Source organism: Flavobacterium aquatile LMG 4008 = ATCC 11947 (assembly GCF_000757385.1).
In the GTDB taxonomy this organism is placed as follows: Bacteria; Bacteroidota; Bacteroidia; order Flavobacteriales; family Flavobacteriaceae; genus Flavobacterium; species Flavobacterium aquatile.
This window is the reverse complement of the sequence record NZ_JRHH01000002.1, coordinates 546,402-563,348: the sequence shown is the minus strand read 5'-3', so window position 1 is coordinate 563,348 and position 16,947 is coordinate 546,402. Positions and strand designations below refer to the sequence as shown.

14 protein-coding genes are annotated in these 16,947 nt (G+C 33.4%); 5 read left to right on the top strand and 9 right to left on the bottom strand.

What is annotated here, in order from left to right:
• Window positions 1–139: 139 nt before the first annotated feature.
• On the top strand, window positions 140–1,687 hold the full coding sequence (locus LG45_RS05525; RefSeq protein WP_035125164.1) for an AsmA family protein: 1,548 nt from the start codon (window positions 140–142) through the stop codon (window positions 1,685–1,687).
• A 69-nt stretch (window positions 1,688–1,756) separates the two neighbouring features.
• Here LG45_RS05525 and tsf read toward each other — a convergent pair whose 3' ends face one another.
• The 4 genes from tsf to rplM all read right to left on the bottom strand — a co-directional run bounded on the left by tsf (window position 1,757) and on the right by rplM (window position 4,570).
• On the bottom strand, window positions 1,757–2,581 hold the full coding sequence (gene tsf, locus LG45_RS05520; protein ID WP_035125162.1) for a translation elongation factor Ts: 825 nt from the start codon (window positions 2,579–2,581) through the stop codon (window positions 1,757–1,759).
• A gap of 143 nt (window positions 2,582–2,724) precedes the next feature.
• Entirely contained in the window at window positions 2,725–3,552 is an 828-nt protein-coding gene (rpsB, locus tag LG45_RS05515; RefSeq protein ID WP_035125160.1) for a 30S ribosomal protein S2, read from the bottom strand.
• 176 nt (window positions 3,553–3,728) lie between these two features.
• Window positions 3,729–4,115 carry a 30S ribosomal protein S9 gene (rpsI, locus tag LG45_RS05510; RefSeq protein ID WP_035125159.1) on the bottom strand — a complete coding sequence of 129 codons (387 nt, stop codon included), beginning with the start codon at window positions 4,113–4,115 and terminating at the stop codon, window positions 3,729–3,731.
• Entirely contained in the window at window positions 4,115–4,570 is a 456-nt protein-coding gene (rplM, locus tag LG45_RS05505) for a 50S ribosomal protein L13 (RefSeq protein ID WP_035125158.1), read from the bottom strand. Before rplM ends, rpsI begins: the two co-directional genes overlap by 1 nt.
• 348 nt (window positions 4,571–4,918) lie before the next feature.
• Between rplM and LG45_RS05500 the strand changes: the two genes are divergently transcribed.
• Entirely contained in the window at window positions 4,919–5,941 is a 1,023-nt protein-coding gene (locus tag LG45_RS05500) for a LacI family DNA-binding transcriptional regulator (RefSeq protein ID WP_035125156.1), read from the top strand.
• Between the two features lie 383 nt (window positions 5,942–6,324).
• On the opposite strand, the gene LG45_RS05495 is transcribed toward LG45_RS05500, so the two are convergent.
• From LG45_RS05495 to LG45_RS05480, 4 genes are all read right to left on the bottom strand, one after another.
• Window positions 6,325–6,867: a hypothetical protein gene (locus LG45_RS05495; RefSeq protein WP_052087501.1), complete on the bottom strand. Its 543-nt coding sequence runs from the start codon at window positions 6,865–6,867 to the stop codon at window positions 6,325–6,327.
• Window positions 6,858–8,102, bottom strand: a complete 1,245-nt coding sequence (locus LG45_RS05490) for an ATP-binding protein (RefSeq protein ID WP_035125154.1) — start codon at window positions 8,100–8,102, stop codon at window positions 6,858–6,860. Before LG45_RS05490 ends, LG45_RS05495 begins: the two co-directional genes overlap by 10 nt.
• 184 nt (window positions 8,103–8,286) lie before the next feature.
• Entirely contained in the window at window positions 8,287–10,200 is a 1,914-nt protein-coding gene (locus LG45_RS05485) for a S9 family peptidase (RefSeq protein WP_035125152.1), read from the bottom strand.
• 88 nt (window positions 10,201–10,288) lie between these two features.
• The gene (locus LG45_RS05480; RefSeq protein WP_035125150.1) at window positions 10,289–13,486 is read right to left on the bottom strand and encodes a reprolysin-like metallopeptidase; all 3,198 of its coding nucleotides are present in this window, start codon (window positions 13,484–13,486) and stop codon (window positions 10,289–10,291) included.
• 218 nt (window positions 13,487–13,704) lie between these two features.
• Between LG45_RS05480 and LG45_RS05475 the strand changes: the two genes are divergently transcribed.
• Together LG45_RS05475 and mtgA are read left to right on the top strand one after the other, a co-directional pair.
• On the top strand, window positions 13,705–14,817 hold the full coding sequence (locus LG45_RS05475; protein ID WP_035125148.1) for an NAD(P)/FAD-dependent oxidoreductase: 1,113 nt from the start codon (window positions 13,705–13,707) through the stop codon (window positions 14,815–14,817).
• Window positions 14,818–15,543 carry a monofunctional biosynthetic peptidoglycan transglycosylase gene (gene mtgA / locus LG45_RS05470; protein ID WP_035125147.1) on the top strand — a complete coding sequence of 242 codons (726 nt, stop codon included), beginning with the start codon at window positions 14,818–14,820 and terminating at the stop codon, window positions 15,541–15,543.
• A gap of 30 nt (window positions 15,544–15,573) precedes the next feature.
• On the opposite strand, the gene LG45_RS05465 is transcribed toward mtgA, so the two are convergent.
• Window positions 15,574–15,948: a DoxX family membrane protein gene (locus LG45_RS05465; RefSeq protein WP_035125145.1), complete on the bottom strand. Its 375-nt coding sequence runs from the start codon at window positions 15,946–15,948 to the stop codon at window positions 15,574–15,576.
• A gap of 177 nt (window positions 15,949–16,125) precedes the next feature.
• Between LG45_RS05465 and LG45_RS05460 the strand changes: the two genes are divergently transcribed.
• Window positions 16,126–16,929 (top strand): TIGR00266 family protein, encoded by an 804-nt coding sequence (locus tag LG45_RS05460; protein ID WP_035125144.1) that lies wholly within the window; start codon window positions 16,126–16,128, stop codon window positions 16,927–16,929.
• The last annotated feature ends 18 nt before the right edge of the window (window positions 16,930–16,947 follow it).

Sequence of the window (16,947 nt, the reverse complement as noted above, 5' to 3'; positions counted from 1 at the left end):
TTAAGTTAGCTAAATTCAAAGTTACATTTTTTAACTATTGGCTTTATTAATTGATGATTTTTTATTTTAATTAAATCATAAAAATAATTTTTCTCATTTATTAATCCTTAAATTTATAAAACATAACTAAATCAAAGCTATGAAATGGTATTTTAAAATCTTAATTGGGCTTTGCTCATTGCTGGTATTTGGTATCATTTTAAATATTGTACTCAATATTTGGATTAAATATCCGATTTCAAAAATTATTAGTAATAAAAATGATTCGGCTTATTTTGTTACCTACAAATCGATAAATGTTTCAATCTGGAACAGTAGTATTGTGGCAAATGATATTGTGATAATTCCAAGAAAAGCTGTAAAAGATACTTTAAACAAGGCCGGAATTTATGCAGAAATCAAAAAGATAAAAGTTACTAAGTTCAAAGTTTGGGATGTGCTTTTTAATGATAAAATTAAAGCAAAAAGTATTTCTATAGAGAAATCAAATGTGGTTTTATACAAGAAAGAAAAGAATGAAAATGTTCGGGAATCGGTTGTCGGTCCATTCGATAAAATTATTTCTGTTGGTGAAGTTGCGTTAGTAAATGCTAATTTCAAAATGTACGATGTCGATTCTAAAATTCCAATGTTAAATGTTCAGAATATTAATGTACAACTTGACGGAATTGTGGTTACTAAATCGACTTTAGAGGATAAAATTCCGTTTCAATTCAAAAATTATTCTGTTAGTTGCGATAGTATGCATTTTCACCCAAATGAGTTTTATAATATAAAAACTAACAAAGTGAAAATCACTAATTCTGATATTCATATTGATGAATTTCAAATGATTCCCACGTATTCTCGACGTCAATTTGTGTCCAAAATTTCAAAAGAGAAAGATTTGAATACCATCCTTTGTAAAACTATTTCAGTTTCTAAAATGGATTGGGGTTTTAAGGAAGAGGACTTTTTCTTTCATTGCAATGCAGTCGATTTAAATCGCGTGAAAGCCAATATTTATCGTTCGCTTGAACCAAAGGATGATCTATCAAAAAAACATCTTTACAATAAATTATTACGCGACTTGAAGTTTGATTTAAAAGTTGATACGCTTAAAATTCGTAATTCAATAGTTGAATATGAAGAAGAAAAATCATTTGATTTAGGTCCGGGAAAATTAAGGTTTAATAATTTTAACTTGAATGCAACCTCAATAAATAGTGGATTTAAAAAGAATAAATTACCCGATGTTAAAATTAATATCAGTTGTAATTTCATGAATAACTCACCATTAAATGTAAATTGGAAGTTTAACATTATGGATCAAAATGATGGGTTTAACATAAAAGGTAGTTTGCAAAAGTTTGATGTAGAGAAGATTGTAGCATTTACAAAACCTTACATGAATATTGAAACCGAAGGTGTTATTGATTTAATGCATTTTGATTTTACCGGAAATGACAAACAAGTTTCTGGAAAATTTGCTGTAGAATATGACGATCTTGAATTTAAGATATTAAAGAAAGACAATCGTAAGAAGAAAAATAAATTGGCAACTTTTATTGCAAAAGTGTTTGTGAAAAAAGACACCGATGAAAAATTAAAAAATGTCGATGTTGAACTGGAGAGAATACCAGAAAAATCGTTTTATAATTTCTTGTGGAGAAGTATTGCAGAAGGATTGCAGAAGGTTCTTATTTAAGAAAAAACCTCGCTTCAATTAAGAAACGAGGTTTATATTTAAAATTTAATATCTAAAATCTGATATTAATTATCCTAAAGCAACTCTTTTAAATCCAGTTACAACTAAATTAGCATCAACAGATTTAATGTAGTTAGCAACGCTCATAGAACCGTCTTTAATATAATCTTGGTTTACTAAAGTGTTGTCTTTGTAAAAACGTTGAATTTTACCTTTAGAAATGTTTTCTAACATAGCTTCTGGTTTTCCTTCAGCACGTAATTGATCTTTAGCGATTTCAATTTCTTTTTCAATGATTGCAGCATCAACACCTTCCTCATTAAGAGCGATTGGGTTCATTGCGGCAGCTTGCATTGCAACGTTTCTTGAAGCTTCTTCAGCACCGTCAACGTTAGCAGAAAGAGCAACTAAAGTAGCGATTTTGTTACCAGCGTGGATGTAAGATCCAACGAAAGTTCCAGATAATCTTTCAAAAGAAGCCACTTCAATTTTTTCTCCGATAACACCAGTTTGCTCAATTAATTTATCAGCAACAGTGATTCCGTTAAAATCAGACGCTAAAAATTCTTCTTTAGTGTCAAAGTTTAATGCTTGGTTAGCTAAATCAGTAGCTAATTTTACGAAACCTTCATTTTTTCCAACGAAGTCAGTTTCGCAATTTAATGTGATTACAACACCAGATGTTTTATCAGCGTTTACAACTGCAATAGCTGCACCTTCTGTAGATTCTCTGTCAGATCTGTTAGCAGCAACTTTTTGACCTTTTTTTCTAAGGTTTTCAATTGCTAAATCAAAATCTCCATCAGCTTCTACTAATGCTTTTTTGCAGTCCATCATTCCTGCACCTGTGATTGTTCTTAATTTATTTACGTCTGCAGCAGTAATTGTTGCCATTTTGTTTCTTATTTTAAGATTAAAAAATTTAAAAGTAAAAATTCCAATTTCTAAATCCCAAATTCCAATTTTAAAAAATCATCAACATTGAGTTATCGATTTTTTTTGGAATTTGGAATTTATAAAATTGGAATCTATTTTATTTATTCTTCAGATTTAGTTTCTTCTGTAGCTTCAACTTCTGCAACTGGAGTTTCTTCAACAACAGCAGCTTCTGGAGCAACAGCTTCAACAACTTCAGCAGTTTCAACTTCTGTAGCTTCATCACCTTCTTTTTCAGAAGTTCTGTTAGCTAATCCGTCTTTTACAGCGTCAGTTACTAAAGTTAAAATTTTGTCAATTGATTTAGAAGCATCATCATTTGATGGAATTACATAATCTACCTCACGTGGGTCAGAGTTTGTATCAACCATTGCAAAAACTGGAATGTTTAATTTTTGTGCTTCTTTTATTGCGATGTGTTCAGCTTTGATATCTACTACGAATAATGCAGCAGGTAATCTTGACATATCAGCGATAGAACCTAAGTTCTTGTCTAATTTTGCACGTAAACGATCTACTTGAAGTCTTTCTTTTTTAGAAAGTGTCATGAAAGTACCGTCTTTTTTCATTCTATCAATAGTCGCCATTTTTTTAACAGCTTTACGGATAGTAACGAAGTTTGTTAACATACCACCAGGCCATCTTTCTGTGATGTATGGCATGTTACATGCAGCTGCTTTTTCAGCAACGATGTCTTTAGCTTGTTTTTTGGTAGCTACGAAAAGTATTTTTCTACCAGATGCTGCAATTTTTTTCATAGCTTCGTTAGCTTCTTCAATTTTTGCAGCAGTTTTATATAGGTTAATGATATGAATACCATTACGTTCCATATAAATGTATGGAGCCATGTTTGGGTCCCATTTACGAGTCATGTGTCCAAAGTGTACACCTGCTTCTAATAATTCTTTAACGTCAATTTTGTTTGCCATTGTGTAATAGTTTACGTTCCGTGATTAGCAATTTTCAAGTAGTCACTTTCGATATGTCTTGAAAATTTAGATGCTAAACTAATTCCCTTTTTACAAGGAATATCGACAACTTTGTTTTAAATTCTATTTTAATTGTAAAAATGTATCTGAAAAAATATTCTGATAAATATCGAATATTAACGTTTCGAGAATTGGAATCTCTTTCTCGCTTTTTTCTGACCGAATTTTTTACGTTCTACCATTCTTGGATCTCTTGTTAGTAATCCTTCTGGTTTAAGGATAGCTCTGTTTTCTGCATCAACTTCACACATTACGCGTGCTAATGCCATTCTTACAGCTTCTGCTTGTCCTGTTGAACCACCACCATATACATTTACTTTTACGTCAAAGTTGGTTACATTTTCTGTCATAGACATTGGTTGTAATACTTTGTACTGTAAAGTAGCTGTTGGGAAGTAAGTTGCAAATTCTTTTTTGTTTACAGTGATTTTTCCTGTACCTTCAGTAACATAAACACGTGCAACAGCACATTTTCTTCTACCGATTTTGTGAATAACTCCCATTACTTTAAGTCGTTAAGGTTAACGGTTTTTGGTTGTTGAGCGCCATGTTTGTGCTCAATACCAACATTTACATCTAAGTTGCGGAATAATTGTGCTCCTAATTTGTTTTTAGGTAACATTCCTTTTACAGCTTTTTCTACTAATAATGCAGGGTTTTTTTGTTGCATAACTTTAGCAGTTAAACTTCTTTGTCCTCCTGGATAACCTGTGTGTCTGATGTACGTTTTGTCATCCAACTTGTTACCTGTAAGGTTAATTTTCTCTGCGTTGATAACAATTACGTTATCTCCACAGTCAACGTGCGGTGAGTAACTTGGCTTGTATTTACCTCTTAAAAGCATCGCGACTTTTGAAGCAAAACGACCTAAGTTATGACCTTCAGCGTCTACAACAATCCACTGTTTTTCAACTGTAGCTTTGTTGGCAGAAACTGTTTTGTAGCTTAATGCGTCCATAATATTATTTTAATTAAACATTCCATTCCCAATTAAGGGAGTGCAAAAGTACAATTATTTATTATATATGCAAATAGCATTTTTGTTTTATTTTATTTTAATGTAATTTTTTGACTAATAGTCTTCTAGATAGTATGCTTTTGGGTAAGACGGTTACTAATTAGCCCCGATTGCAATGAAAATCTCTTCTCGTTGTAAAAACGTGAAGAGATTGCAATGGAAAGCGGGAAAATGGATTGCTAAAATGCCCGAACGATTCGCTCCTAATTATTGGAATGATGACATTGACGCGTAGTAATTCTTTTTGTGTTGTTTTTTTCTTATTTTTACACCTTATATATATGTAAAATGAAATCGAAAGCCACATTAAAGCAAATAGCAAAGGAACTTGGAGTTTCTGTTTCTACTGTTTCTAAAGCATTGAATGACAGTCCGGAGATTAGTGAGCCAACTAAAATTCGTGTGCAAGAATATGCCAAGCTTAAGAATTATAAACCCAACGTTATTGGATTGAACTTGAAAAACCGTTCTACAAAGACGATTGGTGTAATTATTCCTAATATTTTAAATCAGTTTTTTGCTAAGGTTTTTACCGGAATTGAAAAGGTGGCCGATGAAAAAGGATATAAAGTAATTACGTGTATCTCTAACGAATCGTTAGAAAAAGAAATTAGTGCGCTGGAAATGTTGAGCAACGGTACTATTGACGGATTTATTTTATCTATTTCTGAGGAAGCGCAAAAGTTGCAACAGTTTGATCATTTTAAATCGATTATAAACGAAGGCACGCCAATTGTGATGTTTGATAGAATTGCTGATGAAGTAAATTGTGATAAAGTTATTGTTGACGATTTGGATTCGGCGGTGAATGCTACTGAGCATTTGATTAAAACAGGTTGTAAAAAAATTGCCTTATTCTCGTCAATTGATAATTTGAGTGTTGGGAAATTAAGAGCTACAGGATTTTATAAAGCATTAGAAAATAACGGAATTAAAATTGACCAAAACTTGGTTGTTTTATCTGAAACGGCTGAAGATTTTGATACTACCTCGGCTAATTTCTTTGATAAAAATAAAGTTGATGCTGTGTTTGCTCTTGATGAACACGCCTCGGTGATGGCAATGAAAATGGGAATTAAAAAAGGACTTAAAATTCCTGAAGAACTTTCGGTTATAGGTTTTGCAGACGGAGTTTGGTCGAGAAGATATACGCCAAGTTTATCTACAGTGAGCCAACACGGACCAGAAATTGGTGAAGTGGCAACCAAAATGCTGATTGACAAATTAGAAAGCAAAGAGGAAGTTTACAATCATAAAACTACCATTGTAAAAACGGAATTGCGTCAAAGAGAATCGACTAAGAAATTATAAATTAGTCAATACCAATCTAAAAACATTTTAAGTTTACAAAAACCGTGGTTGACCACGTCTGGAAGTGCGTTTACCACGTTACCAGACGTGGTAGATGACGTTGCGGACGTGGTTGACCACGTCATATAACGTGGTAAACGGAGTTCGGAACGTGGTTGACCACGTCCACCAACGTGGTAAATGGCCTTGAGGACGTGCTCTACCACGTGTACCAACGTGGTAAACGGAGTTCGGAACGTGGTTGACCACGTTGTATGACGTGGTTGACCACGGTTTTAGAAATAAAAAAACCTGAAAGTTTGGGTTTCAGGTTTTGTAGGATTTATGAGTACGGTTTATTTAGATTGTGGGCACGGATTGCAAATCCGCGCTATCTGGTGCATTTATATATTAATAGTTCGATTGACTTTTAGAGTTAGTCCAGTCTCATTCTTAAATTGCTGACTTTCTGTGTTAATACTTGTTACAGCCAACGGTCGTTGCTTATTGCAGACATATGCTTCAACCATATTAAAATTAGCAGAATTAGGATCATTAGCTATAAAATTATTAATTGTTATAGTTAATTGCTTTCTGCCTTTAGAAACCCAACCACCTGAAGCTCTATCTTTTAATTCTACAAAAGTTAAAATATTTCCATCTATAAGAACTCCATCACATCTGCTTTCCATTTCTCCCGAAGGTCTGAAAATATCTACACATGCATCTATAGCCTTAAAAAAAATAGTTTTTGAATTAACATTCTTTACCTCAGCAATCCAATCGGCAGTATTGGCAGTATCAATGTACGCAGGTAAACTTGGTGGTGGTGTTTTGTCACAAAGTCCAAAAGTTGTATTTGTAGTTGAGCTTTTACAAGTAACTCCAACAATTTTGCAATTTCCATTAGCTTTGGTACACGGAGTATTTAGAAAGTCTATCGGCATAAATCTTCAATATCTAATAATTTTGAAAACATTTCATTATTTTCAGCCATTTTCTCGTTGAGATAGTTCTCATCAGAAGGTAATCCTTCGTAATCTTTTAATCTTTTAATTTTGCCGCTTATTTCATCAAGTTCATATATAACAACATCTGTTGAATTAACTCTTGAATTTGATGGAACAATATCATTTATTTTTTTAGATAATTCAATATTGTTAACTGTTTCAATCATTTTTTTATAAACAAAATTGGCTTTAATGGCTAAAGTTAAATAGTTTATAATGTATGGACTATGTGTTGTCATAATCAATTTGTTGTCTTCTTCCATATTGTTGAAATTCAACAAGCTTTTAAGAATAGACCATTGAGATGTTGGAAAAAGATTTTGTTCAGGTTCTTCAACAATGTTGAGGAAACAATCATTTTTTGTAAGTGATGATAAAATATCAATAGCTGAAAGGCGAAGTTCTTCTGTAAGTTTAGGATTAGTAAGAACCTTAATAACTCTTTGACGAAGAATTTTCATTTCATCAAGACTTGCTTTGTTTTTAGAATTATCTGAAATGCTATTTATTCCTTCAGCCAAGTTTTTAGAAACAAGATATAATGGAATTAATGACTGTAAACCACTTGATCCTTCTGAAAGTAAAAGTTCGTGACTATTGCCAATAATTTTAGATTCTGATTTTTTCTTATCATAATGAAATTTCAAATTGTTTATAGGTAATGATATAGATTCGGATAATTCTTGTTTAGACCTTTCAAACTCATCCAAAAATGTGTACAACGGTTTTGGTAAATATTTTAATTTATCAGGTTGCGATACTGCACTTACAAAATTTCTTTCTGCAGGAACATACATTATTTTCGGTACCGCATAATCATCTCTACTACTTCTATTATCTTGAATATTTAGCCTTCCATCTTTATAATGCATAGTGAATGCATCACCAACATATTCAATTTCAGAATTTTGTTGAAAATAATTTTTTAAATTTTGGTAGTCACAATAATAATTTTGAAATTTTGGTTTTCTTTTTACTTCGCTTTTGGTAGAGTTTTCTCTGTATAATGATTTCTCAATCCAACTCAATGTTGATATAAGTTTAGCAACAGTGCTTTTACCGGAACCTTGATTCCCAATAAATACTGTAACTTTCTTTATATCTATCCAACCATCGTTTTCAAGATAGCCTTCTTTTATCGGCCCGAAATTCTTAATTCTAATTTTGCTCATTTCACATTATTATTTTGCGAATTTAATCATTGTAAAAATCTTATCCTAATTGACTCGGATTCTTTTTTGCATTGGCTATAACTTTGCATAAATGTCTAATAAAATCAGATATATCTACCAATTTTGAGTTTATATATCTGACAAATGTCTGTTTTATTTATTTTCAAAAATAATTAAAAACTCCTTACAACGTCTCCTTCAACCATTTAAAAAACTCACTTTGCCATACTTGGGCGTTTTGTGGTTTAAGTACCCAATGGTTTTCGTCTGGAAACAATAGAAATCTACTTTTTACACCGCGCAATTGTGCTGCTTGAAAAGCTTCTTGTCCTTGTCCAATTGGCACACGGTAGTCTTTTCCTCCTTGAATTATTAATATTGGTGTGTTCCATTTGTCAACCATAGTAATTGGGTTGAATTTGGTGTAGGCTTTTTGTGCTGCTGCATTGTCTTTTTCCCAATACGCGCCACCATGATCCCAATTGTTAAAGAACACTTCTTCGGTTGTGCCGTACATACTTTCTAGATTGAAAACACCACAATGTGAGATGAATGTTTTAAATCGGTTGTTGTGAATTCCGGCTAAATAAAACACAGAATAACCACCATAACTAGCACCAACAGCACCAAGTCTGGCCTTATCAACATAGCTTTCTTTAGAAACATCATCAATCGCCGATAGGTAATCGTCCATTACTTGTCCGCCCCAATCTTTAGAGATTTGTTCGTTCCATTCTTGTCCGTGACCGTACATTCCACGACGGTTTGGCGCTACAATTACATAACCTTGTGAAGCCATCAAAGAGAAATTCCATCTAAAAGAATAACTTTGCGTCAACGGAGATTGTGGTCCGCCTTGGCAATACAAAAGGGTTGGGTATTTTTTAGTTTTATCAAAATTTGGAGGAAGAATAACCCAAACCAACATTTTCTTTCCGTCGGTTGTAGTCACATATCTTCTTTCGTATTTAGGCAAAGCCAATTTGCTGTAAGTTTCGTCATTCACTTTGGTCAATTGCAACCAAGTTTTTTTCTTCAAATTATACGAATACACCTCAGCCGCATGATTCATATCGTTTCTAGTTACGATTAAGTTATCACCCGAAAATCCAATGATATCAGAAACATCAAAATCACCTTTGGTAACTTGATTTACAATCACAGCAATTCTAGTTAAACCAGGGAAATTCACTTCAAATACTTGCTTGGTTCCATCAACTGCTGCTGTGAAATATACTTTTTTACCATCGGCACTCCAGTTGAAACTCTCTACACTTCCATCCCAATTGGCAGTAAGATTCATATCCATACCTTTAAAACGAACGATGATGTCGTTTTTATCGGCTTCATATCCGTCGCGTTTCATTTGCAACCAAGTTAAATTTCCGGTTGGAGAAAACTGCGGATTGGTATCGTAGCCTTTATTAGCTTCGGTTAAATTTTTAGTGGTTTTAGTTTCTAGATTGTATTCGTACAAATCGGTGTTTGTTGAAATAGCGTAATCAGTTCCGAATTTCTTTTTAGAAACATAAATGATGTTTTTGGAATCGGGCGACCAAATATAATCTTCGTCACCACCAAAAGGTTTTTGAGGTGAATCAAAAGGTTCGTCTTTCATAATGTCAATTGGTGCAGCCAAACGTACATTATCTGCTGGAATTCCGCCATAAAAAACGTGGTTTACCGTTCCATCGTTCCAAGTATCCCAATGACGATAATCTAATCCGTTGTAAACTTGAGCATTTGATTTATCAAGATTTGGATAAATATCTTTACCTAAAACCTTGTTTACTTTTACTTCTTGCGAAGACAACATGTAGTTACCATTAGGAGAAATATTTTTATCAGCAATTAAACCTTTGGTTTCTTGAACTTCAGTAGCTTTTCCGCCAGTAACAGGAATGGTATAGAATTTAGAATTCGATTTGTTCTCTTCTATTGAAGGTGTTGAAACCTTATATACTATAGATTTTTTGTCTTTAGAAATTCCTAAAACAGAAACTCTACCTAATTTCCAGAGTGTTTCTGGAGATAAAATTTGTTGCGCCGATGCTGCTATACTCATTGTACTAACGATTATAAAAAATATTTTCCTCATTTTATTCTGAATTTTTTGATTCGTTAAAAGTAATAAAAAAAGCCGTCACGATAAACGCAACGGCTTTTAAAAATTAACTGACTAAAAATTATTGTTTAATAAAACGTTTAGATGATGAACCATTTGCGTTAGAAACTTCAATTAAATACGTTCCTGCTGACAATGAACCAACATAAATACTTTCGTTTTCGATGCTGCCTTTACCTAATTCTTGTCCAATCATGTTGTAAATTGTATAAGTCGAATCTACTTCAAGATTAGAAATATTTACTACATCACCTTTTACAGGATTTGGGTATAAGTTGAAAGAAACTTGATTAGTAGTTACTTCTTCTCTTGCTGTAGAAGTAATGTTTACTGTGTAATCTTCCACTTGACCATAATCAAATGTTCCACATGGCGTAGTTGGAGTTGTATTATATCTCATAATAACTCTCATTCTAGTTGAACCAAGTGCTGCCGCAGCAGGAACTGTAAATGAACCTGAAACCGGAGTTACAGTAGTTCTAGCGCGAGAATATACACTTTCGCCAGCATCTGTAAAATCACCGTCTTTGTTATAATCAATGTAAACTCTGTAGGCTTCACTGTAAACAGTACCTGTCCATGTTGGAGTAATTGTAATAGTGTTTGATGTACCTCTAACTAAGTTGGTAGAAATTGAAGTGAAATCTTCGTAACCTGCAGCGCCAGTTGATGGATTATTTATTGTACCAAGTTGTACTCTACCAATTCTTTCGTCGTTAGTATTATTTGCAGAAGCAGTACAATAAGTAACTGTTGACACCGCAGATGTTGTCACCGAAACGGTATTGCTGTTTACAGAAACATTTCCAGCAGCATCCTTTGCTCTTACATTAAAAGTATATGTTGTTGAAGCAGTTAAACCAGTAACTGCAAAAGTTGTAGCTGTAGTTGTAGAACCAATTACAACTCCGTTTCTTACTACATCATAACCGGTTACACCTACGTTATCTGTAGCACCAGACCAAGATAAGTTGGTAGTAGTTTGTGTTGTCCCAGAAGCTGATAATGTTGGAGCCGTTGGAGCAGTTGTGTCTGAAGCTGGAGCTAATGTTGTAACGTTTACCGTATTACTATTTACAGAACTATTTCCTGCAGCATCTTTTGCTCTTACATTAAATGTGTAAGCTGTAGAAGCTGTTAAATCTGTAACTGCAAAAGTAGTAGCTGTAGTAGTTGATCCAATTACAGTTCCATTTCTTAATACATCATAACCAGTTACACCAACGTTATCGGTAGCACCAGACCAAGATAAGTTTGTTGTAGTTTGAGTTGTTCCAGAAGCTGCCAATGTTGGAGCAGTTGGAGCAACAGTATCTGTAGAACCAGCAGTAATTGTGAAATTAGTATTAGAAACATCAAAGAAAATATGATTAGTTCCTTTTACCATGATTCTATTAGTTGTTCCTGGAGTGTTTGGAATTGTAACTGCTTGAGTTCCGTCGTTTGGAGTTGCAGCTAGTAATGTTGACCAAGTTGTACCTCCATTTGTAGAAATTAAAATATCTACATTGGCACAATTAACACCGTTAGCAGTTGTTCCTGCAACAGCCCAAGTTACCGTTTGTGTACTTCCACCAGCATAAGAAACCGCAGTATTTGGTGCACTTACTGTAAATGGTCCAGCAGTTGCGTTAACTGTTACTACCATATCATCAGAATTATTTCCAGAGCCACCAGCTCTGTTATCACGAACTGTTAATCTAAAATTCAAAGTTCTTGCTACAGATGATAATGCTTCAACAGTAAGTTCAGTTCCAGCTGTAGTAGTTGCACCAGCTAAAACCGATTGCATTCTAGGGAAATATCGAGTTGGAGATGTAGAAGAAACATATGATCTAAAGTTTACACCAGTTGTCTTTGTTGCATTTGGTGCAGTCGTATTTGTTTGATTATTAAACTGTTCCCAGTTGTAAGTCAAAGCGTCTCCATTAGCATCAGTTCCTGTTCCAGTTAACATATAAGGTGTGCTTTTTGGAACTGTATAATCTAGACCTGCATTCGCAGTTGGAATTGAATTTCCAGTAGCTGTATTTGTTTGACAAGTCTTAGTTTTAACGTTATTAGTTACTTGTTGAATACTTACAGCATGAAAATAAGCATCCGAATTAGGCTGAACGTCTAAACTAGTAATTCCAGCATAACCCATAATTGTAGATCCAGAACCTGGCTCCATGTGAACACCAGTTCCTTCATTTCCAGTTGTAAAAGTATGGTTGGCACCAAATTGATGTCCAAATTCATGAGCTACATAATCAATATCAAAAGTATCTCCTGATGGAATACCATTATTAGGAGATGTGTAAGCGCTTCCTTTAGATCCGTTTACACAAACACAACCAATACATCCAGCATTTCCACCACCGCCAGAAGCACCAAATAAATGTCCAACATCATAATTTGCCTCACCAATTACAGACGTTAATGTAGATTGTAATTGAGAATTCCAATTGGATAAACTTGCTGCTGGTGAGTAAGGATCTGTTGAAGCATTTGTATAGATAACAGCATCATTATTAGCAATAAGTACCATTCTAACAGCAAAATCTTTTTCAAAAACTCCGTTAACACGAGTCATTGAATTGTTTATTGCCGCAAGAGCTAGCGCTTTTGTTCCACCAAAATAGGTAGTATATTCTCCGGTAACAGACAGTGCTAAACGAAATGTACGCAAAGTAGCATCATCAGCATTTGGACGAAGAGCAGATGGATTAATAGTAGTTGTAACATCATCAATAACACCACACTCAAAAGGTGTAAACGCAATTTTTTTATCAGCTTTTCTATAAACTGAATAAGTTGTTAAATCTTGTGAATAAGGTTCAATAAAAACTGCTTGTTCATCAGCTTTTAAAACCATAGACTTAAATCCTAAAGGTGACGAACTAAAATAAGCTGTAGAAGTTGGATTATCAATTCCAATTCCGATATAGGATTTAATATTAGGATATTGTGCCGCTAAAACTGGATCCATAATAGAATTTTCATAAACTCTAAAACGCTCCATTTGTCCTTCTGCATTTGGTAAAGACAAGATAACAGCAGATAATTTTGCACTTGCGCTTCTTGCTGGCGCGTCTAAAAGAGCAGTCATTAATGCATTTGAGTCTAAATCGAAAAGGTTTTTTTCTGGTAGTTGCATTCTACTTTCAAGCATGGGTTTGTTGCTTTTAGTTGATGGTTTCCAGAAAGAACTTCTTTCTTGCGCATACGCAATACTCGATAATGCTATCAAAGCAATCGATAGTAATTTCTTCTTCATAATGTATAGTTTTGGTTAAAAATAGAATTCGAAATTATCAACTTTTTTTATTGTTTTTGCAACGATTAAAAAAAGATATTAACAAATCGATGAAAAACATACTTCAATTTTAGTGTATCGTCAATTTTTAACAAAAATCTTTAAACTTATGTGTTTTGCAAAAATAATTCGGCACTAAAAAATAAAAAATACTATTTTTATAAAAATTTTGATTGACAATGAACTTAAGTTATTGGGAAATAAAAAATTGGTTTAGCAATGTTGATTTCACTATTGTTGGAAGCGGAATCGTTGGTTTACATTGTGCCCTAAACTTACGCGAACGATTTCCGAATAGCAAAATTTTAATTCTTGAAAAAGGAATTTTACCACAAGGAGCAAGCACAAAAAATGCAGGGTTTACTTGTTTTGGAAGTTTATCAGAAATTATAGATGACTTAAAAACACACTCTGAAGAAGAAGTTCTAAATTTGATCCAAAAGCGTTGGAATGGTTTGCAATTGTTGCGAAAACGACTTGGCGATTCTGTAATAGATTTTAAACCTTATGGCGGTTATGAATTATTTTTAAAGGAAGACGAAAGCACTTACAACGAATGTTTACAGAAATTACCTTTTATTAATGATATTCTTAAACCGTTTTTTAAAACCGATGTTTTTGCAAAAGAAGTCGATCGATTTGCGTTTGAAAACATTAAAGAATACTCCATTTTTAATCAATTTGAAGGACAGATTGACACTGGAAATATGATGCAAGCTTTGATGAAAGAAGCAATTTCTGAAGATATACTAATTTTAAATCAAGCCGAAGTTTCAACTTATTCTGATAAAAACAATAGTGTTGAAGTTGTGGTTAACGAGTATTCATTTGAAACTAAAAAATTGCTTTTTGCCACAAACGGATTTGCCTCACAAATTACTAACAACGCAGTAAAACCGGCAAGAGCGCAAGTCTTAATTACTGAACCAATTCCGAATTTAGATATAAAAGGCACTTTTCATTTAGACAAAGGTTATTATTATTTTAGAAATTTTGAAGATCGAATTCTACTTGGCGGCGGACGAAATTTAGATTTTGAAGGTGAAACCACAACGAGTTTATCACAAACCGATTTAATTCAGAATAGATTGGAAGACTTATTAAAAAATGTAATTTTACCAAATCAAGATTTTAAAATTGCGCATCGTTGGAGCGGCATTATGGGCATGGGAAATAGCAAAAATCCTATAGTTTCACAATTATCAGAAAATGTATATTGTGGTGTTCGTCTTGGCGGAATGGGTGTTGCAATAGGAAGTTTAATCGGACAAGAATTAGCAGAATTACTATAGATGGCAACAAGGAAAAACAAACCAAAGACTACTAATAACAAAACTTTTTTTCAAAAGCTAAAAACAATCATCTGGAAATCGATGCTTTGGTTTTTCGGACTATCAATAGCATTGGTTATTATCTATAAATGGGTTCCAGTTCCGTTTACACCATTGATGTTTACTAGAGTTGTAGAAAATAAACTGGATGGTAAAGACGCCATTTTAAGTCACGATTGGGTTTCCTTGGATGAAATTTCACCCAATCTTCAAAAAGCAGTAATCGCAAGCGAAGATGGAAATTTCTTAAAACACAACGGTTTTGATTTTTTAGCTATGCAAAAAGCATTCAAAAATAATAATCGCGGCAAAAAACTTAAAGGCGGAAGTACTATATCGCAACAAACTGCCAAAAACGTTTTTCTTTGGCAAGGTAGAAGTTACATTAGAAAAGGTCTTGAAGCTTATTTTACAGTTTTAATAGAATTAATTTGGGGTAAAGAACGAATTATGGAAGTGTACTTAAACTCAATCGAAATGGGCAATGGCGTTTATGGCGCAGAAGAAGCTGCACGTTATTGGTATGCAAAAAAAGCAATTGATTTAAGCACACGAGAAGCCGCAGGAATTGCAGCAATTTTGCCAAATCCTAGAAAATATAAAGCCACCAATTCTAGCTCTTATATAGAGAGGCGAAAAGGAAAAATAGTTCGAGTAATGCGACATATTGGCAAAATAGAATATTAAAAAAATCCCGATATTTTCGGGATTTTTAATTTATTGAAACAACGATTTATATTGTGGCCAATGTTTATAGATTAAAATTCCGTTTAAAACTGTAATTAACAGCGCACCTCCAATTCCTGATACATCAAGAAATATGTGAAACAACAAAATGTTAATTGATATTGGAACTAATAATGTAAGTGCAAATGCCACCCATTTTTTTAATAACAGCATCGCTCCTATTAAAATTTCTAAAACTCCAACTGTTTTTAAAACATATCCAGTAGCTCCAAGAGATGTCATGAAACTTGCTGCTTTTTCTGGTAACTCTGGAAGTGGAATAAAACCAAAAAACTTATTTGCACCAAATAAAACAAGCATAATTCCTAACACAATTCTAACAATTTTAGTAAACATTGAATTCATAAATATTTCTTTTATTAATTAGTAATATGGTAAAAATATAATTAATTTTTTATATTATACTTATATTTACATGTAATTTTTTACACTATTGATTGTGAATAAATTTTAAAATAGTATAAATGTAACTTTTTTATCAAATCATCATCTAATAGAAATAAACCATTAAAACCACTTATTATGCAAGCTCATGAAATAGATTACCAAATATTTGGAGAAGAAATGCAGTACGTTGAAATCGAACTTGATCCGCAAGAAATTGTAGTTGCCGAGGCTGGAAGTTTCATGATGATGGACAACGGAATTAAAATGGAAACTATTTTCGGCGATGGTTCAACCCAACAGCAAAGCGGTATTTTTGGACAACTTCTTTCTGCTGGTAAAAGAGTCTTAACTGGTGAAAGTCTTTTCATGACCGCTTATTTAAATCAGAATAATAGCAAAAGTAAAGTATGTTTTGCTTCTCCTTATCCTGGAAAAATTCTACCTATCGATTTGCGTCAGTTTCAAGGAAAATTTGTTTGTCAAAAAGATGCATTTCTGTGTGCGGCAAAAGGTGTTTCTGTTGGAATTGAATTTTCTAAAAAACTAGGTCGCGGACTTTTTGGTGGCGAAGGTTTCATTATGCAAAAACTTGAAGGCGACGGAATGGCATTTGTACATTCGGGTGGAACTTTGGCAAAAAGAGAATTGGCTTCGGGTGAAATTTTGAAAGTAGATACCGGTTGTATTGTAGGTTTTACACAAGATGTAGATTATGATATTGAATTTATTGGCGGAATTAAAAATACCATTTTTGGTGGCGAAGGAATGTTTTATGCCACACTTCGCGGACCAGGAACGGTTTACATTCAATCGTTACCATTTAGCAGATTAGCTGATAGAATTATTGAGTCAGCGCCAAAAAGTGGAGGAAATTCTCGCGATGAAGGAAGTTTGCTTGGCGGTATTGGACGATTATTAGACGGCGACAATAAATTTTAAAAAAAAATAAAACCTGAC